The 21,460-nt window shown below is 61.0% G+C and carries 25 protein-coding genes and 1 pseudogene; 16 read left to right on the top strand and 10 right to left on the bottom strand.

The window, feature by feature from the left end; genetic code table 11:
• Window positions 1–14: 14 nt before the first annotated feature.
• Window positions 15–878: an S-formylglutathione hydrolase gene (gene fghA / locus O7B34_RS11255; protein ID WP_337146152.1), complete on the bottom strand. Its 864-nt coding sequence runs from the start codon at window positions 876–878 to the stop codon at window positions 15–17.
• A gap of 268 nt (window positions 879–1,146) precedes the next feature.
• Entirely contained in the window at window positions 1,147–1,707 is a 561-nt protein-coding gene (msuE, locus tag O7B34_RS11250) for an FMN reductase (RefSeq protein WP_337146151.1), read from the bottom strand.
• A 676-nt stretch (window positions 1,708–2,383) separates the two neighbouring features.
• On the opposite strand from msuE, the gene O7B34_RS11245 reads away from it, so the two are divergent.
• From O7B34_RS11245 to O7B34_RS11220, 6 genes are all read left to right on the top strand, one after another.
• Window positions 2,384–3,355, top strand: coding sequence for an SDR family oxidoreductase (locus tag O7B34_RS11245; protein WP_337146150.1), 972 nt, complete (start codon window positions 2,384–2,386; stop codon window positions 3,353–3,355).
• A gap of 10 nt (window positions 3,356–3,365) precedes the next feature.
• Window positions 3,366–5,078, top strand: coding sequence for an HAD-IIB family hydrolase (locus O7B34_RS11240; RefSeq protein ID WP_337146149.1), 1,713 nt, complete (start codon window positions 3,366–3,368; stop codon window positions 5,076–5,078).
• Window positions 5,079–5,187: 109 nt separating this feature from the next.
• Window positions 5,188–5,505, top strand: a complete 318-nt coding sequence (locus O7B34_RS11235) for a plasmid stabilization protein (protein ID WP_140505910.1) — start codon at window positions 5,188–5,190, stop codon at window positions 5,503–5,505.
• A gap of 26 nt (window positions 5,506–5,531) precedes the next feature.
• Complete coding sequence (locus O7B34_RS11230; protein ID WP_337146148.1) at window positions 5,532–5,975, top strand: PPC domain-containing DNA-binding protein; 444 nt, start codon at window positions 5,532–5,534, stop codon at window positions 5,973–5,975.
• 48 nt (window positions 5,976–6,023) lie between these two features.
• Window positions 6,024–7,037, top strand: coding sequence for an ATP-dependent DNA ligase (locus tag O7B34_RS11225; RefSeq protein WP_442920961.1), 1,014 nt, complete (start codon window positions 6,024–6,026; stop codon window positions 7,035–7,037).
• Between the two features lie 152 nt (window positions 7,038–7,189).
• Window positions 7,190–7,483: a hypothetical protein gene (locus O7B34_RS11220; RefSeq protein WP_337146146.1), complete on the top strand. Its 294-nt coding sequence runs from the start codon at window positions 7,190–7,192 to the stop codon at window positions 7,481–7,483.
• 22 nt (window positions 7,484–7,505) lie between these two features.
• Here the strand turns inward: O7B34_RS11220 and O7B34_RS11215 are convergent, their stop codons facing one another.
• The 7 genes from O7B34_RS11215 to O7B34_RS11185 form a co-directional block, all read right to left on the bottom strand.
• Window positions 7,506–7,670: a hypothetical protein gene (locus O7B34_RS11215; protein ID WP_084636794.1), complete on the bottom strand. Its 165-nt coding sequence runs from the start codon at window positions 7,668–7,670 to the stop codon at window positions 7,506–7,508.
• Between the two features lie 121 nt (window positions 7,671–7,791).
• Window positions 7,792–7,989, bottom strand: coding sequence for a hypothetical protein (locus O7B34_RS11210; RefSeq protein ID WP_140505812.1), 198 nt, complete (start codon window positions 7,987–7,989; stop codon window positions 7,792–7,794).
• Window positions 7,990–8,188: 199 nt separating this feature from the next.
• Window positions 8,189–8,728: a prepilin peptidase gene (locus O7B34_RS11205; RefSeq protein WP_337146145.1), complete on the bottom strand. Its 540-nt coding sequence runs from the start codon at window positions 8,726–8,728 to the stop codon at window positions 8,189–8,191.
• A 2-nt stretch (window positions 8,729–8,730) separates the two neighbouring features.
• On the bottom strand, window positions 8,731–9,279 hold the full coding sequence (locus O7B34_RS11200) for a tetratricopeptide repeat protein (protein WP_337146144.1): 549 nt from the start codon (window positions 9,277–9,279) through the stop codon (window positions 8,731–8,733).
• 55 nt (window positions 9,280–9,334) lie between these two features.
• A complete protein-coding gene (locus O7B34_RS11195; protein ID WP_337146143.1) occupies window positions 9,335–10,285 on the bottom strand; it encodes a type II secretion system F family protein in 951 nt (316 codons plus the stop codon).
• Window positions 10,286–10,305: 20 nt separating this feature from the next.
• Window positions 10,306–11,277, bottom strand: a complete 972-nt coding sequence (locus tag O7B34_RS11190; protein ID WP_337146142.1) for a type II secretion system F family protein — start codon at window positions 11,275–11,277, stop codon at window positions 10,306–10,308.
• Window positions 11,277–12,665, bottom strand: a complete 1,389-nt coding sequence (locus tag O7B34_RS11185) for a CpaF family protein (protein WP_337146141.1) — start codon at window positions 12,663–12,665, stop codon at window positions 11,277–11,279. Before O7B34_RS11185 ends, O7B34_RS11190 begins: the two co-directional genes overlap by 1 nt.
• A 541-nt stretch (window positions 12,666–13,206) precedes the next feature.
• Between O7B34_RS11185 and O7B34_RS11180 the strand changes: the two genes are divergently transcribed.
• The 10 genes from O7B34_RS11180 to O7B34_RS11135 all read left to right on the top strand — a co-directional run bounded on the left by O7B34_RS11180 (window position 13,207) and on the right by O7B34_RS11135 (window position 21,337).
• Window positions 13,207–13,425: a Flp family type IVb pilin gene (locus O7B34_RS11180; RefSeq protein ID WP_337146140.1), complete on the top strand. Its 219-nt coding sequence runs from the start codon at window positions 13,207–13,209 to the stop codon at window positions 13,423–13,425.
• A gap of 92 nt (window positions 13,426–13,517) precedes the next feature.
• Window positions 13,518–14,558: a Flp pilus assembly protein CpaB gene (cpaB, locus tag O7B34_RS11175; RefSeq protein ID WP_337146139.1), complete on the top strand. Its 1,041-nt coding sequence runs from the start codon at window positions 13,518–13,520 to the stop codon at window positions 14,556–14,558.
• Window positions 14,559–14,621: 63 nt separating this feature from the next.
• Window positions 14,622–16,067 carry a type II and III secretion system protein family protein gene (locus O7B34_RS11170; RefSeq protein ID WP_337146138.1) on the top strand — a complete coding sequence of 482 codons (1,446 nt, stop codon included), beginning with the start codon at window positions 14,622–14,624 and terminating at the stop codon, window positions 16,065–16,067.
• Window positions 16,054–16,347 carry a hypothetical protein gene (locus tag O7B34_RS11165; protein WP_337146137.1) on the top strand — a complete coding sequence of 98 codons (294 nt, stop codon included), beginning with the start codon at window positions 16,054–16,056 and terminating at the stop codon, window positions 16,345–16,347. The genes O7B34_RS11170 and O7B34_RS11165 overlap by 14 nt, the downstream gene beginning before the upstream one ends.
• A 71-nt stretch (window positions 16,348–16,418) precedes the next feature.
• A complete protein-coding gene (locus O7B34_RS11160) occupies window positions 16,419–17,930 on the top strand; it encodes a TadE/TadG family type IV pilus assembly protein (RefSeq protein WP_337146136.1) in 1,512 nt (503 codons plus the stop codon).
• Between the two features lie 7 nt (window positions 17,931–17,937).
• On the top strand, window positions 17,938–18,429 hold the full coding sequence (locus O7B34_RS11155) for a TadE/TadG family type IV pilus assembly protein (RefSeq protein WP_337146135.1): 492 nt from the start codon (window positions 17,938–17,940) through the stop codon (window positions 18,427–18,429).
• The gene (locus O7B34_RS11150; protein WP_337146134.1) at window positions 18,423–19,058 is read left to right on the top strand and encodes a TadE/TadG family type IV pilus assembly protein; all 636 of its coding nucleotides are present in this window, start codon (window positions 18,423–18,425) and stop codon (window positions 19,056–19,058) included. Before O7B34_RS11155 ends, O7B34_RS11150 begins: the two co-directional genes overlap by 7 nt.
• Window positions 19,055–20,218: an AAA family ATPase gene (locus tag O7B34_RS11145; protein WP_337127927.1), complete on the top strand. Its 1,164-nt coding sequence runs from the start codon at window positions 19,055–19,057 to the stop codon at window positions 20,216–20,218. Before O7B34_RS11150 ends, O7B34_RS11145 begins: the two co-directional genes overlap by 4 nt.
• Window positions 20,205–20,777 (top strand): L,D-transpeptidase, encoded by a 573-nt coding sequence (locus O7B34_RS11140; RefSeq protein WP_337141298.1) that lies wholly within the window; start codon window positions 20,205–20,207, stop codon window positions 20,775–20,777. Before O7B34_RS11145 ends, O7B34_RS11140 begins: the two co-directional genes overlap by 14 nt.
• Window positions 20,774–21,337, top strand: a complete 564-nt coding sequence (locus O7B34_RS11135; RefSeq protein WP_337146133.1) for a hypothetical protein — start codon at window positions 20,774–20,776, stop codon at window positions 21,335–21,337. Before O7B34_RS11140 ends, O7B34_RS11135 begins: the two co-directional genes overlap by 4 nt.
• A gap of 6 nt (window positions 21,338–21,343) precedes the next feature.
• On the opposite strand, the pseudogene O7B34_RS11130 reads toward O7B34_RS11135, so the two are convergent.
• A pseudogene (locus O7B34_RS11130) lies at window positions 21,344–21,460 on the bottom strand (IS630 family transposase); the annotation flags it as partial.

The following is a 21,460-nucleotide window of genomic DNA, read 5'->3' as shown; positions in this document are numbered from 1 at the left end:
AGAAGAGCCCGCCGCTATGCTCCGGCTTCAGCGCCGGACAGTCTTCGGGCGTGCCATCTCAGATGATCGTCCATGAATGTCGAGATGAAGAAATACGAGTGATCGTAGCCGTCCTGCATGCGCAGCGTCAGCGCAATGCCGGCCTTGGCGCATGCCGCTTCCAGAAGCCAGGGCCTCAGTCCATCATCGAGAAATCCGTCCAATGTCCCTTGGTCGACGAAAAGCTCCGGGAAGCGGTGGCCCTCCTCGATGAGCAAGGTGGCATCGTAGCCCCGCCATGATTTCTCGTCCGCACCAAGATATTTTTCGAAGGCCGGCTTCGACCAGCCGGCGGTGCTGGGCTGCACGATCGGCGCGAAGGCCGAGCAGCTCTTGAAGCGTTCAGGATTCTTCAGCGCGATGGTCAATGCGCCATGTCCACCCATCGAGTGGCCGAAGATCGCCTGACGCGTCATGTCGGCCGGAAACTCCCGCGCGATCAGCGCTGGCAATTCCTCGGTGACATAGGAATACATGCGATAATTACTGGCATAGGGTTCTTGCGTGGCATCGACGTAGAATCCGGCGCCGCTGCCGAACTGCCAATTGTCCTTCTCGTCGGGAATGCCGGCGCCGCGGGGGCTGGTATCGGGACAGACTACGATCAGGCCAAGCTCGGCCGCCATGCGCCTGTACTCCCCCTTGTCCATGACATTGGCGTGGGTGCAGGTGAGACCGGATAGGTACCATATGACGGGGCAAGGTCTTTCATGGGCCTGCGGCGGCACGAAAACGGCAAAGGTCATGTCGCAGGCGCAGACTTCCGAAGCGTGGGAATAGACGCCCTGGACGCCGCCATGCGACTTGGCAGCGGAGATGATTTTCATCCGATCCGACATGTGTTTCTTCTCCGCCAATGTGATTCACCGCCGCTTGTCTACGGCATCGGCCGGGACCACGGCAACCTCGACGGATGGGGCTTTGGATATCGGGCCAGGTCCGATCGGGCGTCGGCCATCGCCATCGAAATCGGCATCATCCTGGCAACGCCGCTGACGGTCAGGTGGCACAGGCAGCGTGCTGGATGTCGCCCTACCGCGCGCCAAGCGCGTTCAGGGGCCGCTTCAGCGCGCTCATGGGTCGGAGTGGGAGATATTCCGCAGCACGCTACTCGGCGGCGATCCTGGCGCGTTGCCGGCCGAAAAGCGCCAGGCCGACATCATCCACCGCGAGACCGATACGGGCCCGGATCGCTTCGGATGCCAGCACGCCGTCGACGAAATCCTTCTCCGAGGCGAAGACGGCCGTCGGCAGCGCAAAGGCCTCGAAGAAGCCGAACAGCGGCCGCAGCTGATGCTCGACGATCAGCGCATGGCGGTCGCCGCCGCCGGTCGCCGCCAGCAGCACCGGCTTGCCCCTGAGGGCCGCCGGGTCGACGAGATCGAAGAAGTGCTTGAACAGACCGGTGTAGCTGCCCTTGTAGGTGGGCGAGCCGACCACCAGGACATCGGCGGCCAGGATCCGCTCGAGAATGGCGCGAGCCTGTACATCCAGGTCGCGCGTCCCTTTGGCATTGCCAAGGCTGGGACCGAGATCAACGATATCATGGGTGCTGGCGGTAAGGCCGTATCGCCCGGCGATCTCCGTCACGATATGGTCCACGAAGCCGCGGGTCTTGGAGGGCCGCGTGAAATTGCCGGAGAAGCCGACAATGGCCGGGTTGGTCATGATGGATGCCCTGTGCTCTTTTCGAACCAGCTGGCCGGAATGTCCATAGTTTTTATAGACATTGCTGCCGAACAAAAGGAATTGACGGTCGCCCTGGGGCGAAATCGGAAAACATTTTTCTTCCGGAGCGCCATCCTTGAAAAAGGAGCATGGCTTGGCGAGCGCGCGGGCTGCAGCCGTCACACGCGAGGGCCGATGCGACCGCCGGCAAAACGGACGACCATCACCGTTTGTTCGGAACCTGATCGGCCCGCGGCTGTTTTCCGTTCAGGCAAACACGGAGGCGGCCATGGCACGCGAGAGGACCGAATACGAAACCGGCGCACGGAAATATCCGGCGAGGACCGGCTCGGATCCGAGCGATGATTTCTCACCCGATGCAGCGGGCAACAAGCCGCCGGCAGGCGGAATGGGGCTCACGCGACCAGCGGATCAGACAAAGGAAGAAACACATCAGCCTGGAGGCCAGCCTGGCAAGGCGACACCCAGCCCGGCAACCGAAAAGACATCCGGCGCGGGCCCGACGATCTCCGAACACTCGAAGGACGCGACGTCTCCAAGATCGGGCCGCCAACCCGGAGCCTATGTCAAGGACTGACGCGGAAGACAAGCTTTGGCATCGCGCAAACCTTTCGGTCCGCCGCGCGTTGAACTTTCTTCAGCCGAGGAGACAACCATGGAGACGAAATCCCAGACCGCCGGTGAAGCCGCCAAGCAACGCCATATCCAGCGCGGCATCGGTGCCAAGGACAAATCGAAGCGTGACGGCAAGGCTGAACACGCCATGCAGGCAGGCGCGCGCACCTATCCCGAGCCGCCCTTCCCCAAGCAACATCAGGCGAAACCCGGGTATGAAGCGGCGATCGAACCTGCCCCGCTCTACGATGCACCCTATTATCTCGGATCAAGGAAACTCGAGGAGAAGGTGGCTCTCATCACAGGCGGCGATTCCGGCATCGGTCGCGCCGTGGCGGTATTGTTCGCCCGCGAAGGCGCCGATATCGCGATCGTCTACCTGGTCGAGGACAGGGACGCCGAAGAGACAAAATCCGCCGTCGAAAAAGAAGGCCGACGCTGCATCCTGATAAAGGCCGACGTCAGCGAACGGCAGGATTGCCACGATGCCGTGGCGGCAGCGGTCGAAACATTCGGCCGCATCGACGTGCTGGTCAACAATGCCGCCTTCCAGATCCATTCCAGCGACTTCGGCGACCTGACCGAAGAACATTTCGACACCACGCTGAAGACCAATCTCTACGGCTACTTCCATATGGCACAGGAAGCGGTGCCGCACATGAAGCCGGGCTCGGCGATCGTCAACACCGGTTCGGTTACCGGCATAGACGGCTCCAAGCAACTGGTCGACTATTCGATGACCAAGGGCGGCATCCACGCCTTCACGCGCGCGCTTTCGGGCAACCTCATCGCCAAGGGCATCAGGGTGAACGCGGTCGCGCCTGGCCCGGTGTGGACGCCGCTCAATCCGTCCGACAAGGAAGCCGACGACGTCTCGAAATTCGGCGCGGACACGCCGATGAAACGGCCGGCACAGCCGGAGGAAGTGGCTCCGGCCTATGTGTTCCTCGCCTCCCCGCACTGCTCGAGTTACATCACCGGCGAGATCCTGCCGATCGTCGGCGGCTACTGAGGTCATCGCAATGTATTTCATTGCCTTGGCGACCGACTATGACGGCACGCTCGCACATGACGGGGCTGTCTCCAAGAAAACCCTCGCCGCACTGGAGCGGTTCAAGAAAAGTGGCCGCAAACTGCTTCTGGTCACCGGACGCGAGCTGCCCGACCTCAAGCGCGTGTTTCCCGATATCGGCATGTTCGACAAGGTCGTCGCCGAGAACGGCGCCCTGATCTACACCCCGGCGAGTGAGGAGGAGCGGGTGATCTCGCCATCGCCGGAGCCCAAATTCGTCGCCAGGCTGAAAAAACAGGGGGTAAAGCCACTTTCGGCGGGACGGTCGATCGTCGCCACCTGGGAGCCGCATCAGGCGACCGTGCTCGAGGTGATCAAGAAGATGGGGCTCGAGCTCGAAATCATCTTCAACAAGGGCGCGGTGATGATCCTGCCGAGCGGCGTCAACAAAGCCACCGGGCTGGCGGCCGCACTCGAGGACCTTCACCTGTCGCCGCACAATGTGGTGGGTATCGGCGACGCCGAGAACGATCATGCCTTCCTGCAGGCCTGCGGCTGCAGCGTTGCGGTCGACAATGCCATTCCCGCGGTCAAAGGCACCGCAAACCTGGTCACGCGCGGCGCACGCGGCAAAGGCGTCGAGGAACTGATCGCCAAGCTGATCGAACGCGACCATGGGATCGTGCCGAAACGTCATGACGGCATTGTTCTGGGATCGTCCGGTGGCGACGACATCTATCTGTCGCCGACCGAAAGCGTGCTCATCGCCGGCAGTTCGGGCATCGGCAAATCCACCCTGGCCACCGCGCTGACGGAACGCTTCGTCGAGAGCCGATTTCAGTTTTGCGTCTTCGACCCCGAGGGTGACTATGACGGCCTCGAGGGCGCCGTTCGGCTGGGGGATGGGTCGAGCGCGCCGACAAAGGCGCAGGTGCTGGATCTGATGGCCAAGGCCGACAGCAATATCGTCGTCAACGGGTTGGCGCTTCGTGTCGATGAACGGCCTGACTTCTTTGCCGACCTGCTGCCTGGCCTTGGCAGCTTCCGCCGCCGCACCGCAAGACCGCATTGGCTGGTCATCGACGAAGCGCACCATCTTCTTCCGAAGCGGCGCGACGATACGCGTTCCGTGCTCTCCCTGGAACTGCCGGGCACGATCCTGATCACCGTCCATCCCGAGGCGATTTCGACCGACGCCCTGCGCCTGGTTACGGCGGTCATCGCCCTTGGCCCCAAGGCGAAGGACGTGGTGAAGGCCTTCTGCCACGAGACGGGCATCGAGCCGCCGAAAGACATTCCCACGCCCAAGGGCGACCGGGTTCTGTTCTGGCGGCCGCAGGCGCGCAAAAAACTCACGACGGTCAAGGTCATCGAACCTCGTCAGTCTCTCAAGCGCCACAGCCGCAAATATGCCGAGGGCCAACTCGATGAGACCGGCAGCTTCTATTTCCGCGGTCCCGACGACGCGATGAACCTCAGGGCCCATAATCTGATGATCTTTGCCCAGATGGCCGAAGGCATAGACGACAAGACCTGGGAGTTCCATCTGCGCGCGGGCGACTATTCGAAATGGTTCCGCCAACAGATCAGGGACAAGGATCTCGCCCGCGAAACCACCGAGGCGGAAAAGGACAGGAAGCTTTCGGCGGAGGAGAGCCGCAAACGGGTTCTCGATGCCGTTCGGCGGCGCTACACCGCACCGGCGACGGCGCCTGAGGAATAGCAGCCCGGAGGCGGTCATGAACGATGTCGGGAACGGCCGGTTCGCCGACCGCGATTGGAACCTGGGCGCCGACTTGACGTTCAACCTCCATCGAGAAGGAGAAACGATCATGCCACGAGGCGAGAAATCCAAATACACCGACAAGCAGGAACGCAAGGCCGATCATATTGCCGAAGGCTATGAGAAGCGTGGCGTCTCCGACAAGGAAGCCGAGCGGCGCGCATGGGCGACGGTCAACAAGGACGATGGTGGCGGCAAGAAGGAAGGCGGCTCCGGGCGTGGCAAGCACACGGGTCATCCGGCCGCGCACAAGGGCGGCAAGAGCGGCGGAAAGGCGTCCGCTTCCCGATCGGCCGCGAGCCGGTCCGAATCGGCAAGGAAGGCGGCGGCGACCCGCAAGAGGAACGCCGAACACCACGCCCACTGAACGGCCTCGAAGATCGGAACACCGGCATGAAATCGCGACTCGTCAACGAGGCCAATGGCCAACGGACTTTTGTCGTGGTGCTCGACCCGGGTGAGGAAGCGTTCGCGGCACTGACCAGCTTCGCGGTCGAGCAGACGATCGGCAGCGCGTCCCTGACGGCGATCGGCGCGTTCCAACGGGCCACTGTCGGCTGGTTCGACCTGGAGGCGAAGCGCTATCGAAAAATCCCGGTCGACGAGCAATGCGAGGTCCTGAGCGCGATCGGTGATGTCGCAACGGGCGATGATGGCAAGCCAAGTCTTCATGTCCACGCGGTGCTTGGCTTGAGCGACGGCACGACCAGGGGCGGCCATCTGCTCGAAGGCACCGTTCGGCCGACATTGGAAGTCACCGTGGTGGAAGCGCCGGGTCACCTGCGCCGCCGCAAGCGTGCCGAGTTCGGTGTGGCTCTGATCGATCTCGGCGCCTGAGGTGTCTTTGCGGGCGCTTCGCCGCGGGGCGCGACGCCCCGGAGAGCGATGGTTCAGGCAATGACGGACAGATTTGCCCTACCCCTGGACACGCCGCCCATGGAGGCCAAGGCCGCCGACGCCCTGCCGGAGGGGGAAGGCCTTTGGCAATACGAGCCCAAATGGGACGGATTTCGCTGCCTCGCCTTCAAGGGCGACACGGATGTCGACTTGCGCGCCAAATCCGGCAAACCTCTTGGCCGTTACTTCCCGGAACTCGTCGCCATGCTGCAGCAGGTGGAGGCCCGTAACTTCGTTGTCGATGGCGAAATCGTCATCGAAATCGAAGGCCAGCTTTCCTTCGACGCGCTGCAGATGCGGCTTCACCCGGCCGAAAGCCGTATCCGCAAGCTGAGCGCGCAAACGCCTGCCCGGCTGATCCTGTTCGACATGCTGGCCGCGCCGGGCGGCACGATCCTGCTTGGCGAACCGTTGTCGCGGCGCCGCCGGGCGGTCGAGGGCTTCGTTCGCGATTGCGCCAAGCCCGGCTTGCGGCTCTCGCCCAGCGCGACCGATCCGGCGGCCGCTAGGCGCTGGCTGGAAGGGGCCGGCCATGGTCCCACCGACGGCGTCGTCGCCAAATTGCTGGCCGACCCCTACCGGCCGGGCGAACGCGCGATGGTCAAGGTCAAACGGTTGCGTACCGCCGACTGCGTGGTTGGCGGATTCCGCTATCTGACCGGCAGCAGCGAGGTCGGCTCGCTCCTGCTCGGCCTTTATGATGAGAGCGGCAAACTCGACCATGTCGGCTTTACCTCGACCATCGGCAGGGATGACCGGGCCCGTGTCACCCGAGAGCTGGAAAAGCTGCGTGGCGGACCCGGCTTCACCGGCAAGGCGCCGGGCGGACCGAGCCGCTGGAGCACGCAGCGCAGCGGCGAATGGGAGCCCCTGCGGCCGGAACTGGTGGTCGAGGTCCGCTTCGACCATGTCACCGGCGACAGGTTCCGGCATGGCACCAAACTCTTGCGCTGGCGCCCGGACAAGGCGCCGCGCCAGTGCACCATGCGGCAGATCGAGTGACGGAATTCGCGCCGCGGGCGCGCTCGCTGGGCGGAGGCGCCCTCCAGGTCGCCTCTTCGCGAAATGGCTGGAACAACCGTCCCGATAGCAAGTTGTGCCCAAGCTACACCGCTGGTGACCGCGCAAAGTCCCCAGGATTTCGGAGAACGACGATGGACCCCCGCAAAACAAAGCAACCCGCAGTGCAGCCCGACGACGCAGTGCAGGCCGAAGACGCGGCAGAAACCGAAGGTCCGGTGATCGAGCAGCAGGACTGGGACGCGCTCGCAGGCGCGAAAATCCTTCCCGACGACGCCGAGGTGGAAGACGAGGCCGAGGGCGACTTGCCCGAGGAAGATGACGACAATGCTTACCAGGAAAGCGACGAGGCATTGCCCGACGATGTCGAGGAGGCGGTCATTTCACGCGATCCTTCAAGGGAAGGCGGCCACGCCGACGACGAGTGACCGAACGACGTCCGCAATCGGGTCAGCCGGCCGCATGCAACGGGGGCTCTTCGTTCTCATCGGGATTGGGCAACGGCGCCTCATCGGGCAATCCGTCCGGCTCCGGTTCTCCGATCGGCTTGGGCTTCCAGTTGGGAGCGGGCATGGGCACGTCGCGGTTGGGGTCGGGTTCTCTCGGATCGGGCATCAGATCTGTCTCTCTTTCGGCGGCCTCTCTTTCGCCGGACCAGGTGGGTTGACCGCAGCGCCTATCACCACGCGGAGCCCGTCCCGAGCGCTCGGGGCGGGCTCGATGCCACAGGGGTTGGCTAGCGATTCTTGTGGCTTTGCTCGCCAGCTCTCACATGCTGTTCATGGGTCCCGCCGCGCATGTTGCCGGAGCTGTCGCCTTGCTGGCGCTGGTTGCCACCGGCCGCCTGCTGCTGACGGTTCTTGTCATCCATGTTCTTGTGGCTCTGCTGGCCTGCTTTCACATGTTGCTCATGGCTACCGCCTTTATTGGGCATTCTTCGTCTCCTTTGAGTTACCGAGGCGAACGACCGCCTCGAGGGTCAAAGAAACTAGCGGCCTGGACGTTCCGTCACATAATATTTCGTGAACCGTGGTGATTCATGAGCCAGCTCAGCCGGGATTGGGCGGCTGCGAAGAGGCGCACTTCTGACCCGCATCGGTCGCGCTGAACGGTATCTACACAGCGACGAGGCGCTAGTTGAGCTGGCCCAGGATTCCAGAGCTGTTGGCCAAGACAAAACTCCAGTAGACCTGGAGCGCTATCGTGCAGATCGCGGCCGCCGAGATCGGCACGCCGAAAGGCACCACGCCCCGCTGATCGAGATGCTGCACGTAGACGCGGAAGGCACTTTGAGGCAGCAGGAGCGGGTTCTTCACGACCAGGGCCGTGGCGAGCGCGAAAACCATCAGCAGCAGCGAAAATACCGTCAGGCCGCTACCGCCGATCAGAAGCGGCACGACCGCCAGCAGCTTGACATCGCCGGCACCGATCTTGCGCAGCAACCAGAATGGGAAGAGCGCCAGAAACAGCAACAGCCCTGCAAGCGCGCTCAAACCCATATCCCACCAGGACCCGGCCCGGAGCGACAGAAGCAGCAGCGATCCGAGCCCGAGGCAGAGCAGCAACAGCACGTCGCGGTTGGATATTTTCTGAGTGGTAAAGTCGAGCCAGCCAATCCGTGCGAGCAGGGCCGCAGCCAGTACCTTCAGCAGTATGGCTTCGATCAGCAGCACGTTCAGCGCTCGATGTTCTGCACGCTGGACGAGAGCAGCTTCAGATTGTTGGCCACGGTCGGATCGTTGGGCGCCAATTCATAGGCCTTGAGGAAATTGCTGCGCGCGTCCTGCAGCTTGCCTCGCAGCAGATAGGAATAGCCGACATTGTTGTAGTATTCGGGCGATGCCCCCATCAGCTTGAAGGCGCGGCCATAGGCGCGGTCGGCAAGGTCGAAGCGGTGGATCCGGTCGCAGGAAGCGGCCAAACCCATCCAGGCGCCGCCGTCATTGGGCGCCAGTTGCGTCGCCTTGAAGAACAAGGCGCCGGAATTGCCGTAGTTTTCGGCGCGGAACTGGTTCTTGGCCTCCGCCACGGCTTGGTCCGACGCGTAATATTCGACGTTGCTGACCGTCTTTAGCCCGTCGAACGCATCGCCGAAGGATGTCACGTCGCCTTTCGATGGCTCGTTGGTACGGACGACACCGTCGTTGGCGTCCACCGCGTTCGTCTGGCAGCCGGCCAGCGCAATCATCAACAGACTGGCTGCAGCCGCTAATGGCCTTTTCATACGATTTTCCCCGAGAGCCCCGCCGACCGACATTAGAATCAAATTATATACCAAACTAGAAGAAAATACCCCTCATGCGAATGATCACCGGCAACATAATGACCATCATCACGACAGGGAAGATGCACAACCCCAACGGGATCATCATTTTGACGGGCAGAGAGTTGGCGCGCTCCTCGGCACTCAGAATCCGTTGCCCACGCATCTCGGCGCTATAAACACGCAAGGCATCGGTGAGGCTGGTGCCGAGTTCTTCCGATTGACGGAACAGGACAGCCAGTGCCCGCGCCTCATCAAGTCCGATGCGATCCGAGAGTTCGCGTAGCGCTTCCCGCAACGGCTTGCCAGCACGCAACTGCAAATTCATGATCGACAGCTGTATTCCCAGCCATTTGTGGGTGGCGGCCATTTCATGGCTGACGCGTTCGACTGCCCCCTCCAGGCTCATGCCGGCATCGGCGCAGGTGATCATCATGTCCATGAAGTCGGGGAAGGCTCGACGATAGACCTGTTTCTTGCTGTTCTCGAAACGGTCGAGCAGAATGGAGGGAATCACCATGCAGGCGAGGCCGAACAGGGCAGAACCAGCAAGGGTGATGAAACCTGGCAGGTGCGGCGGCAGAACCCGCGACAGCAGTGCATACATCGCCAGAAAACCGACGCAGACCGCGACAAGGCGGGACAGCGTATAAATCAGCGGTGCGCTTGATTGATAAAAGCCGGCGCGAAACAGCTTCGCTTCCAAGGCGTTTGGCTCTTCCCATTCCTTCTCGATCGACTTGAAGTAGGCATCGACCGGCCGTTGCGCCGCAAGCTTGGCAAGCTGGTCTTGTCCGAGCATCGATCGGCGGTCTGTAGCTCCTTCGCCCATCAGGCTCTGCGTGACGAGCTTTCGTGTCTGCAGAGCCGGCAGAAAGACAAGCGCACCGAACAGGAAGAAGGACACCGCCGCCACAAAGACGGCAATAGACACCAAGAAGCCCAGGTCCTGAATGTTCGAAAACAATTTTGTTCGTCGCTCCCCAGTCAAAAATCGAAAGTAACCATCCGGTACATGATGAAGTCGCCAAGCAGCGCCCACAAACCAAAAAGCAGAAATGTCGGGAAGATGAGCGGGTTGCCCCAGACGGCGCCGTAATAGGCTGGGGAAAGGATTTGAAGTGTGAAGAACATCACAATAGGAAACAAGGAGATGATCCACGCGGAGACGCGACCTTCGGCCGAAAGCGCCCTGATTTTCATGCGTAACTTCTGCCGTTCACGCAGAACCGAGGAAAGATTGGCCAGAATTTCGGTCAAATTGCCGCCCGTCTTGGCCTGAATCGACAGCGATACCGATAGCAGCTGAAGGCCCTCGAAGCCGACACGCTGCGAAAGCTTTCGCACGGCCTGCTCGATGCTGAGGCCAAAGGTGATCTCGTCGGAGACGATGCCGAACTCGGTGCCGAGCGGATCGGGCATCTCGCGCCCCACAAGGCCGATCGCGACCGAAGCCGGGTGTCCGGCGCGCAGCGAGCGAACAATCATGTCCAGCGCATCCGGCAGCTGTTTGGCGAACTTCCGGATTCGTTTGTTGCGGGCACGCCGGAGGACGAGAAGCGGCAGGACAAGCCCTACGACTAGAAAGACAATGAGCGATGCCAAAGCGGAAAAATTGAAGAGTACCAGCAGCAACGCCATCGCCAGCCCTGCAAGCAGAAATGTTGCGGCGAAGGTCAACGGATTTCCGGTAATTCCGGACTGGGTATAGAGCCTGTTCAACCAGACCATACCGAAAAGAAAATCGCCCGAGTCCGTAAGCCCGCGCTCTCGCAGCAACCCCTGTAACGTTTGTTCGGCCGGGACGTCGCCAGCGAGCCGCTTCAATCGGCGATTAACTGCTAGAGACCGGGAGCGGCGGCCGGCAAATGAAAGATACAGGGCTTCGCCGGCGAGAATGACCGAAGCTGCCGCAAGTGCGTATATGAAATAAAGCAGTTCCTGGCCGGTAAGCATCATCAGAGGGCGACCTGCGGGTTGAAGGCGTCCTTGGCGAAATGGTGCCCCAGGGTTGCGGCCTCCGGAGCGAACCGCGGACGGACGCCGGTTGCGCGAAAGTCTCCGATGACCTTGCCCTCGGCTGTGACCTCACGGCGGACGAAATGATAGATTTCCTGAAGCTGGACGACATTGCCCTCCATGCCAGTCAGCTCCGATATGGAGGTGACACGCCGGCCGCCGTCCGAAAGACGCTGTGTTTGGACGATGATGTCAATGGCGGAGGCAATCTGCGCCCGGATCGAGTCGTGCGTCATCGGCATGCCGGCCATGCCGACCATCTGTTCCAGCCGCGAGATCGCGTCGCGCGGGGTGTTGGCGTGGATGGTGGTCATCGACCCCTCATGGCCGGTGTTCATGGCCTGCAGCATGTCGAAGGCTTCCTCGCCGCGCACCTCGCCGACGATGATGCGGTCCGGCCGCATGCGCAGCGCGTTCTTCAGCAATTCGCGCTGACGAACCTCGCCCCTTCCCTCGACATTGGGCGGGCGCGTCTCCAGCCGCCCGACATGCGGCTGCTGCAATTGCAGCTCGGCCGCATCTTCGATGGTGATCAGCCGCTCCTTCGAGGGGATGTAGCTTGACAGCGCGTTGAGCAAGGTCGTTTTGCCGCTACCGGTGCCGCCCGAAACCAGAATCGATTTGCGCGCCTGAACTGCGATCCGTAGCATATCGATCATCGGCGGGCGGATCGAATTGAATGCCATCAAACGCTCAAGCGAATAGGGGTTCTTGGAGAATTTGCGGATCGACACCAGCGGACCATCGACCGAGATCGGTCGCACCGCGATGTTGACGCGTGAGCCGTCATCCAGGCGGGCATCGACCATCGGCGAGGATTCATCGACCCGACGCCCGATATTCGAGACTATCTTGTTGATTACGCGCAGCAGATGCGCCTCGTCACGAAACCGGATTGCTGTTTCTTCAACGATGCCATGCCGCTCGATGAAAACCCGCTTGTGGGTGTTGATCATGATGTCCGTGATCGAATCATCCTTGAGCAGCGGTTCGATCGGCCCCAGTCCGAGCATCTCGTCAGCCGTGTCGCTGGTCAATTGATCGAGTTCGCGGGCGTTCAACGGCACATTTCGACCCCGCACAAATTCGCGCACGATCGGGCGGATCTCGTTCAGGATCTCATCCTTCGATGCATTTTCCAGAGCGGTCAGATTGAACCGATCGATAAGATGGCGATGAAGCTCAACCTTGAGTGTCAGAAAATCGTTGCCATGCGATTCGATTTCGGTGACCGGAGAAAGGGCGGGAGCGAGAGGCAGAACTGTCAGCGTCTCCGCGCTTGTCATGGCCGGCTGTGCGCCTTGCCCCTTGATGAACCGCCCCAGCATAATCGCCTATGCTCCCCTAGCCCTGCATTAGCGGAAACTAAACGTTAACCAATCAGGGCACAAGCGCCGTGGTGTCTCGCGCCTGGTCAATACTTTCAACATAGTTAAGAGGCGCACCCAAAAAAACATCGTTTTTATTTCTGATTCCTACGTTGCCAAACATGAGTGTCGAAATACACTTTGGAGGCGTCTGTGGCCCCTTGCGTGGCTGCGACATCGGCCACCCCATATTTGGCTATAACCCCTTAGATATAAAGGGATATGCCATATGGCTAAAGTAGGTGTCACTTCATTAGTGGGTGGTCATAATTGTGAACGAATGGTTAAGGACGCTTGAAAAATTAGGCGAATCAAGCTCTTGCTGAAAATCAAAGGCGCGCTCAACTCGAAAGTTCATGTATTGGAAAGTTAAGGAACCGTTAATCCCGTTTGACTCTGCAATTTCTCGGGACCTAGGATCGAGATGACGGGGGATGCTTGGGTATGGAGTTCATCCTTGGCTCTGTCTCGTCGGGTTCAAACCTCCAAGGGAGAAATTGACATGAACAAGCTCATGACGATGACCCGGCAGTTCCGCGACGATGAAAACGGCGCTGCCATGGTCGAATATTCCATCCTTATCGGCATTATCGCGGTCGCCGCGATCATGACGGTCATCGCCATCGGTGGATGGGTGAACGCCAGATTCACTGGCCTCTGCGCTGCTATGGAGGCCAGTTCTGTCGGCGGCTGCAATGCCACGAGCGGCGTCGGCAGCTGATCGCCTGACTACACTCAGGCCCGGATCTTTCGAGCCGGGCCTGAATCCGATCGCAGCGGGCGAATCCCGCATTGGGGCTTGGGGCTTGGGGCATGCGCGCCAATACGCTTATCATGATCGTTCTCGCCGGCGTGTTCGGCGTTCTGGCGGTTGTTCTGGTCAATATCTGGCTGGCCGGCCAGCGTAGCGCCATGGCGCAAACGGGCCTCGTTCAAGGCAGCACAGTCGTCGTAGCGGCAATGCCGCTGAAGTTCGGCGACGCGCTCACCGCAGATAAATTGCGCGAAGTGGCCTGGCCGGCGGGCGCGGTTCCAACGGGCGCCTTCAAAACAACGAAGGAAGCTCTGGCAGGCGAGGGCACGAGGCAGGCTCTTCAAACCATTAGTGCCAACGAACCTGTCCTCGCCAGCAAGATCACCGGACCTGGTCAGCGCGCCACGCTTTCGGCGGTGCTCGGCGAAGGAATGAAGGCTGTTTCCATCAGGGTCAACGACGTGCTGGGCGTCGCGGGATTCGTCTTCCCCGGCGACCGGGTCGATGTGTTGCTGACGCGCTCGGTGCGTACCGACGATGGCGCGGACAAGAGTTTTGTCGACGTGCTGCTACAGGGCATGAAGGTGCTCGCCGTCGACCAGGTTGCCGACGAGAGCAAGGACAGCCCAACCGTGGTGAAGTCGGTGACGCTCGAGGCCAGCACCAAGGATGCGCAGAAGCTGACACTGGCGGCAGGTGCCGGGCAATTGTCGCTGGCGCTTCGCCAGGCCGCCGCTAGCAAGGGCGAAATCACCGAACGGGTAACACTTTCCGATCTGACCGGCGAAACGCCGGCCGATGTCGCCGCCAGGCAGGCCGAACTCGACAAGAAGGCAGCGGCGGAAGCCTTGGCGGCAGCTGAGCGCAAGCGGGCCGACGACAAGCTGGCCGGGTTGGCCCAGGCCGTGGAGCGGGTGGGAAGCCGGCTTGACGAAATGGGCAAGGTCAAACCCGCTCCGGCCGTGACATCTGCGCCTGAAGTGCGCGAGGTCGTCAAGGAAGTGGTCAAATATGTGCAGCCGGAACCGCCGAAGAACGTAACCGTGGGCGTATTTCGCGGAGTGAAGCTCGAGACATATGACGTACCGCGACAACCATGATAATAGTGCGGCATAATACCGCGCGACACGGTGGCTGTCTCAAGCAGCATTTAGGAGACGGGGATGCAGGGGTTTTGGTTGAGGTTAGCGGCGGCCGCGTTGTCCTGTCTGGGGGCGTTGTTGCTGACGAGCCTTGCGGCCGATGCAGCCGATCGCTTCATCGACGTATCGAACCCTAGCGTCCATCGAATTTTCCTGCCGATGTCGCAATCGGTGACGCTCCAGGTGAATGCCAATCTCGGCGATATCGTAGTCGGGGACGAGAAGATCGCCGATGCGCAGCCAATGACCGACCGCACGCTCTACGTCATCGGCAAGGGCGCCGGCACCACTACGGTCAACCTATTCTCACCCGAGAAGCGATCACTCGGCGTCATCCAGATCGAGGTCGGCGTCGACGTCAGCGACATGGCGGCGGCAATCCGCCAGGTTTCGCCAAGATCGCGCATCGAAGTTGGCTCGGTCAATGGCAGGGTCAGGCTCGGCGGCCATGTCAAGGACGGCGCCACGCTGGCGGCCATCATGGAAGTGGCCCAGCAATATGGGCCCGACGCCATCATCAATTCCGTCATCGTCGACGATAGCCAGCAGGTCAATCTCGAAGTGCGCGTGCTGGAAGCCAAGCGCAACGCCGGCCGCGACCTCGGCGTCTCGATCGCCAGCACCAATGGCAGTGGCACCACCCGCACCGGAACCGGCATTGCAGCCGTCGACAAAGAGGGCGAGGTGCTGGGAGCGGCCGGCGTGCTCAGCGGCCTACTCTCCAATTCCACTCCGTTCGGTGCGCTGCTCACGCGCGTTATCGACAGCAACATCAAGGTCGACTTGTACATCGAAGCACTCGAAGCCAAGGGCGCGGTGCGCATGCTTGCGAACCCCAACCTCACCACGCTTTCCGGTGAACAGGCCAGCTTCAACGCCGGCGGTGAAGTGCCTATTCGCACTCTCGACAAGGATGGCGAAATAAGCATCGTGTACAAGCAATTCGGCGTCAATCTGCTGTTCACGCCAGTCGTACTCGACGACGGGAAGATCCACATGAACCTGGCGCCGGAGGTCAGCGATCTGACCGGCTTCACCAGCGCCGGCGACCCGATCTTCACCAACCGCAAACTGTCGACCGTGGTCGAATTGCGCGACGGCCAGAGCTTCGCGGTCGGCGGGCTGCTGTCGAGCAAGACCACCAAGCTGCAGAACCAGGTGCCCTGGCTCGGCCAGGTCCCGGTCATCGGCACGCTGTTCCGCAATTCGAGCAACCAGAAGGAAGAGACCGAACTGGTCGTCATCGTCACGCCGCATATCGTGCGGCCGGTGAAGCCCGGCGAGCAGCTGGCGACACCGTTCGACAAGACACGGCCGGCGAACGATCCAGAATTCTTCGTGCTCGGCCAGCTCGAAGTGAACAAGGATATGATCCGCAAATACGAACATGGCGAAGGCGTCACCGGCCCCTATGGCCACATGCTCGACTTCAAATCGAAGGACAAGATGATCTATGTCAAGAAATAGCGCCTTGATCGTCCTTGTCTGCGCCGGGTCGCTGTCGGGCTGCGCCGCGGACTATCTGAACCACTACGACACGGTGACGCTGGCCGCCGGCGATACGCAGAAATACAATTCGCTGCTGCAGACGGTCGACCCGCTCAACCCGGCCTCCAGGAATACACACATCGAAAGCGACGGCACGCGCGCCGCTCTTGTTGCGCACAACTACAAATTTCCGCCGCCCCCGCCACCGCCACCGGCGATCACGGTCAATGTCGGCGGGTCGGGCGTGACGACACCGTGAACTGAAACGGAAGGATGCGGAGGCGCCGGGCATGTGAGGGGCCCTTGCGCAAGAGAGCAGAGAGTAAGGTCATGTTGGGGACCATTCGTGCCTTCTGGAACGATCAACGCGGCGTAGCGATGATCCTCGTGGCTATTATGCTGCCGGTGCTTATCGGCTTCGCCTTGCTGGCCATCGATATGAGTCGGGCTAACGGACTGCATAACGATCTGCAGAAAGGGGTCGATGCGCTAGCGCTCGCGACCGCTGCGGAACTGGATGGCAGAGCGGATTCAATCGACCGAGCCAACCGGGCCGCGACGACGCTTCTGACCAATACCACCAAATTTTCTACATCCAATGGTGACCACACTCTCGCCTTGGCTGATGTGACCGTTAAATATTTGACTGGGATACCTGCCGACGACAGCATCAGGTTAAATGCCGCCGGCGTCGACACTGATGGCCATGACTGGTCAAGCACCGATCCCAAAGCCGTGACATTCTCCCTAGTGACAGTAAACCCGTCCGGTGACGCGGATGGTGCCGGTGCTTTCGCGACAATTTTTCCGGCAAGCTTTATCGGCGGAAACAACACCTTCGATATTCGGCCACAGGCTGTGGCCGGATTTGTCCAGTCGATCTGCGAAACGGTGCCAATCTTCATGTGCAATCCGTTCGAGACGAACGACCCGCTGACCAGCAAGACCATCCAGCAGGCTTTTGCCGCCGGGCTCACCTATAGCCGCGAATATCGTATCCTCAAGGTTGACTCGAACCCTGGCCCAGGCAATTTCGGACTGATCGACAACAATCTCGCGTCGCTGCGGGATGCGCTCGCTGTCGGAACCGCCGGCACCTGCTATCAACGCGATAAGCTCACCACTAAGACCGGCGTCACCTTGGGCCAGGTCAACGCTGGTCTCAATGTACGCTTCGACATCTACAGCACTTCGCTGAAGAGCCATGACACCGATTGGCAATATCGACCGGCGAGCAATGTGCGCAAGGGCGTGGATAAGACGGCAAACTGCAACAAATATGCGCCCAACACCGACGGAACAGCAATGGCGCTGCCGCCGGGCAACAGCTTCGATTCCGCCACGGGGATGACGAATTCGACCTGGGATCGCAGCAATTACTGGCTGGTCAACCATGGTGCCGCATACCCCTCCGTCCCGAGCACCACCAACCCGACCGGCGCCGCTGTGCCGGCTTCGAGATATGACGTCTATAAGTACGAGATAGCGAAAGGACTCGTCGGGGACAAATCCAAGGCGCCTACAAAGGAAACCGGCGTTCCGGCCTGTTTCAAAGGCGGGGCGCCGACTTCGGATCCCGATCGCCGTCTGCTCAACATGGCGATCGTCGACTGCATTGCCAACCAGGCAAAGATCAATGGCCATGTCCAGCTCAAGCCTGATGGCTATGCCAGTGTCTTTATAAATAGCCCGATCCAGAAGCAAGATAACAGCAAGGACGATGAGGACACCACGGCGGGCGAGAAGCCTATCAGCCTTGAGATCGTCGACGTCGATGGAGGGTTTGCGAACAACACCCTTCTAGACAAAGCATTCCGCAACGAAGCCCAACTGTATCGGTAAAATCGACATGACCAGGTTCGGCAAAATCATTGAGCGGTTCCAAGGCGACGAAAATGGCGCCGCTTTGGTGGAAGCCGCGATCACCATACCACTCGTGCTGCTGTTATCGGCTGGTGTGTTTGAGTTCTCCAACATCCTGAACACGCGCCTGCTTCTCGAAGCCGGCGTTGAGGATGCGGCTCGCTACATGGCACGATGCAGCAGCGATTGGGAGACCTGCAAGGGGCGTGCCCAGAACCTTGCTGCCAAGGGGGCGGTCTCCAACGGCAGCGCCAGGGTGACCGGATGGCTGCCAGCGACAGTTTTGATCACCCCGATACCCACGGCCGCGGTCGATGTTGCGACGGGCACCCAATTATATCTCAGTAGCACAGCCAATGTTAACGTCGTGGACGTCAGTACCTCCTATTCTTATCCGGACGTCGGCTTCTGGTCGTATCTCGGCTTTGGTGCTCTCACGCTGAGCGTGTCCCATCAGGAACGAGTCCTTGGATGGTGACGGAGCGCATCAAGTTTTGGGCCAACCAGTCCGGAACGGCAATGGTCGAAATGGCCATAGTGATGCCGCTACTGTTGACGCTTCTGCTTGGCTTCGTCGATTTCGGCTACGCCTTTTACCAATGGAATGCAGGGAACAAAGCGGTGCAAGCCGGCGCAAGGCTGGCGCAGATTTCTACACCTGTCGCCAGCGGGCTTCTGGCCGAGACGATAACGCAGAGCGATGTAACCAAAGTCGGCACTGCTGTGGCTGCAAACACTTACAACTATATCTGCACTGCCAATACCGCGGGAAGCGTCACTTGCACTTGTGGCACGGGCGCTACGTGTCAGAACCTCAATGTAAGCCAAGCCGCTTTTGATTTCATTTTTAGTGGCAACAGCAGCCGGGCCGGAATGCAGACATTCCTGCCGATGCTGGCGAAATCCGAGGTGCGGATACAATACCAGGCATCCGGTCTCGGCTATTGGACGCGTCCCAGCGGGCCGGTGCCGACCATCACCGTCAGCATCACCAACCATCCCTTCCAGTTCTTCTTTCTGGGCGGACTGCTCGGGTTCGGAAACATCACCATGCCCTCCATGCTGAGCACGGTCACGGGCGAAGACATGAAGAGCACCTGGCCATGAACGCCATCAACACCAAGGTTCTGCCTACCAAGCGAAAGCAGGTCGCGCTGTTTTCCTCCGATCCGAATTTCAAGCGCGATGTGGCGACGCGGCTCGATGCGCTGGCGATCTATGATGTGCGGGTTGCCGAGACGGGTGATTTTCTCAAGGGGCCGCCGGCCGACACGCGCCCGGGCATCGTCATCCTCGATCTCGGCAATGGCGAATTGCTTGGCAATCCAGGGATCGTGGAGGCGCGCGCGCTGTGGGCGACCGTGCCGCTGATCGCGGTTTCCGACGAGCTGACCTCGGAGCAGACGCGCGTCTTGGTGCGCATGAATGCCTCGGACTGGCTGCACAAGCCGCTCGACGGCAAGGAACTGCTCAACGCCGTCACCTTCCACGACAGCGGCAACCAGGGCGCCAAGAGCCGCATCATCACCTTCATCAGCGCCAGCGGCGGTGCCGGCGCCACGACGCTGGCGCTATCGGCGGCCGAATTCCTGGCCTCGAAATCGACCGAGCGCGCGGCCTCGACCTGCCTGGTCGACCTCGACTTCCAGAGCGCCAATTGCGGCGCCTATCTCAACCTGTTCAACCAGTTCGACCTTGCCGGCATCATCGGCCAGCCGGAACGGCTCGATGTCGAACTGATGGATGTCATCAAGCTGTCGCGGCCGTCCGGCCTGACGCTCTATGCCTTCGAGCGGCCGCAACTGCCGTTCGAGCCGCATGGCGCCGATTTCGTGTTCCGGCTGCTCGACCTTGTCGCCTACCGTTTCGACGACATCGTCATCGACCTGCCGAACATCGAAACGCCCTGGCACAATTCCGTGCTGTCGACGAGCGACGAGATCTTCATCGTCTTCGAACTCAATGTCGCCTCGCTGCGGCAAGGCAAACGGCTCTACAAGAAGATCCGTGAGCTGCGCGGCAATGCCGTCTCAATCACGCTGGTGGCCAACAAGCACAAGCGCAAATGGTTCGGCAACCACTTCTCGCGCAGCGAGCTGGAGAAGATCTTCAAGGCGCCGAACATCAAGTCGGTCGGCCTCGACAACGCCTTGCTGGCCGACGCCCTGAACCGCGCGATGCTGCCGTCCGAAGTGGATGGGCGGGCGCGCTTCAACAAGGATCTGAAGAAGATGTTCCGCGAGCGGCTCGACGATGCGGCCCGCTAGCGGCCAACGTTTTCGACTGACGGCGGCCTGCCTCCTCGGCCTGGCGCTGGCGCCTGCGGCCGGACAGAGCGCGTGGGCGGACAGCCGCCCGCCCTTGCCGGCCATGGGTCCCAGCCTGCGCAAGACAGTGGCGTTTTCCACCGCCGAGAAGATTGGAACCATAATCATCCGCAAGCAGGAAAAAGCGCTCTATCTGGTGACCGGCAAGGGCGAGGCTCTGCGCTACCGGATCAGTGTTGGACGCGATGGTTTCGGCTGGACGGGTACGGTCCAGGTGGGGGCGAAGACGGAGTGGCCGGCGTGGCGCCCACCCCGGGAAATGCGCGCCCGCCGGCCGGAATTGCCTGACATGGTCCCCTCGGGGCCCTACAACCCGCTCGGCGCACGGGCGCTCTATCTGCTTCGGGACGGTCGCGACACGCTCTATCGCATCCATGGCACCAACGATCCTTCGGGCGTGGGTTTCGACGGCACGTCGGGTTGTTTTCGCCTGACCAATACCGATGTCATCGATCTTTTCAGGCGCGTGCCTGTCGGCACCAAGGTGGTGGTCCAATGACGACGATCAGCGATCCCGACGACCTGGTGGCGGCGGTCGAACCGCCATTGCTCGACAAGGAGAAAAGCCGGTTCAGATTGGCCGTTGCCGTTTGTGTCGGCCTGGCGCTGTTTGCCCTTCTGAATGCCACCGCGGCCGTCTATCTCTACCGTGGCATCAACGACCTGCGCGCGATCGAGGCGCGGCTGGAAGACCTCGGCCAGTTCGAGCAGCGGATGAGCGCGCGGCTGGACACCGTCAACAACGGATTCCAAAGCCGGTTCGAGGCGCTGGACGACCGGCTGCGGGCGAGCTTCGGCGAGGTCAACGCCACCATCGCCCGGCAAGCGCCGGACATGTCGGGAAATCACGGTGGCCACATGCCGCGCGTCGTGGAACTCCCCTCACCCGCCGAAGATACGGCGGCGGTTGCCAGCGCCGCCGACGACCAGCCTGCTGTCGAGGATATGCCGCGCGTGACGCGAAGGAGGTCGGCTCCGGCAGTGCCTCCCGCGCCAAGCTCCAACTACCAGCGGAGCGTATCCCCGGAAGGCAAGGTCACCTATCACAAGATAAACTAGAGCCTTTCACGTTTTGACGGAAGCGTATCCTGCGTTTTCGAAGTAGTTCTTACATTCGGCTGCCTCGATGGTTTCGACGAGATGTCCGATGTGGCGCCACGTGTCCTCGACGGTGCGTTTCTG

It is taken from the genome of Mesorhizobium sp. Cs1299R1N3 (genome assembly GCF_037179625.1).
GTDB classification, from domain to species: Bacteria; Pseudomonadota; Alphaproteobacteria; order Rhizobiales; family Rhizobiaceae; genus Mesorhizobium; species Mesorhizobium salmacidum.
Note: the sequence above shows the minus strand (reverse complement) of the source record. Positions and strands in the feature narration are given on the sequence as shown.

Bases quoted from the DNA above. Each gene is read 5' to 3' on its own strand.
- O7B34_RS11170 (WP_337146138.1), top strand. From the start codon at position 14,622: ATGCAGGGGTTTTGGTTGAGGTTAGCGGCGGCCGCGTTGTCCTGTCTG.
- O7B34_RS11230 (WP_337146148.1), top strand. From the start codon at position 5,532: ATGAAATCGCGACTCGTCAACGAGGCCAATGGCCAACGGACTTTTGTC.
- O7B34_RS11220 (WP_337146146.1), top strand. From the start codon at position 7,190: ATGGACCCCCGCAAAACAAAGCAACCCGCAGTGCAGCCCGACGACGCA.
- O7B34_RS11235 (WP_140505910.1), top strand. From the start codon at position 5,188: ATGCCACGAGGCGAGAAATCCAAATACACCGACAAGCAGGAACGCAAG.
- O7B34_RS11210 (WP_140505812.1), bottom strand. From the start codon at position 7,989: ATGCCCAATAAAGGCGGTAGCCATGAGCAACATGTGAAAGCAGGCCAG.
- O7B34_RS11180 (WP_337146140.1), top strand. From the start codon at position 13,207: ATGAACAAGCTCATGACGATGACCCGGCAGTTCCGCGACGATGAAAAC.
- O7B34_RS11225 (WP_442920961.1), top strand. From the start codon at position 6,024: ATGGTTCAGGCAATGACGGACAGATTTGCCCTACCCCTGGACACGCCG.
- O7B34_RS11190 (WP_337146142.1), bottom strand. From the start codon at position 11,277: ATGATGCTTACCGGCCAGGAACTGCTTTATTTCATATACGCACTTGCG.
- O7B34_RS11150 (WP_337146134.1), top strand. From the start codon at position 18,423: ATGGTGACGGAGCGCATCAAGTTTTGGGCCAACCAGTCCGGAACGGCA.
- O7B34_RS11135 (WP_337146133.1), top strand. From the start codon at position 20,774: ATGACGACGATCAGCGATCCCGACGACCTGGTGGCGGCGGTCGAACCG.
- O7B34_RS11165 (WP_337146137.1), top strand. From the start codon at position 16,054: ATGTCAAGAAATAGCGCCTTGATCGTCCTTGTCTGCGCCGGGTCGCTG.
- O7B34_RS11215 (WP_084636794.1), bottom strand. From the start codon at position 7,670: ATGCCCGATCCGAGAGAACCCGACCCCAACCGCGACGTGCCCATGCCC.
- O7B34_RS11240 (WP_337146149.1), top strand. From the start codon at position 3,366: ATGTATTTCATTGCCTTGGCGACCGACTATGACGGCACGCTCGCACAT.
- O7B34_RS11145 (WP_337127927.1), top strand. From the start codon at position 19,055: ATGAACGCCATCAACACCAAGGTTCTGCCTACCAAGCGAAAGCAGGTC.
- O7B34_RS11160 (WP_337146136.1), top strand. From the start codon at position 16,419: ATGTTGGGGACCATTCGTGCCTTCTGGAACGATCAACGCGGCGTAGCG.
- O7B34_RS11140 (WP_337141298.1), top strand. From the start codon at position 20,205: ATGCGGCCCGCTAGCGGCCAACGTTTTCGACTGACGGCGGCCTGCCTC.
- O7B34_RS11245 (WP_337146150.1), top strand. From the start codon at position 2,384: ATGGAGACGAAATCCCAGACCGCCGGTGAAGCCGCCAAGCAACGCCAT.
- O7B34_RS11200 (WP_337146144.1), bottom strand. From the start codon at position 9,279: ATGAAAAGGCCATTAGCGGCTGCAGCCAGTCTGTTGATGATTGCGCTG.
- O7B34_RS11155 (WP_337146135.1), top strand. From the start codon at position 17,938: ATGACCAGGTTCGGCAAAATCATTGAGCGGTTCCAAGGCGACGAAAAT.
- msuE (WP_337146151.1), bottom strand. From the start codon at position 1,707: ATGACCAACCCGGCCATTGTCGGCTTCTCCGGCAATTTCACGCGGCCC.
- cpaB (WP_337146139.1), top strand. From the start codon at position 13,518: ATGCGCGCCAATACGCTTATCATGATCGTTCTCGCCGGCGTGTTCGGC.
- fghA (WP_337146152.1), bottom strand. From the start codon at position 878: ATGTCGGATCGGATGAAAATCATCTCCGCTGCCAAGTCGCATGGCGGC.
- O7B34_RS11185 (WP_337146141.1), bottom strand. From the start codon at position 12,665: ATGCTGGGGCGGTTCATCAAGGGGCAAGGCGCACAGCCGGCCATGACA.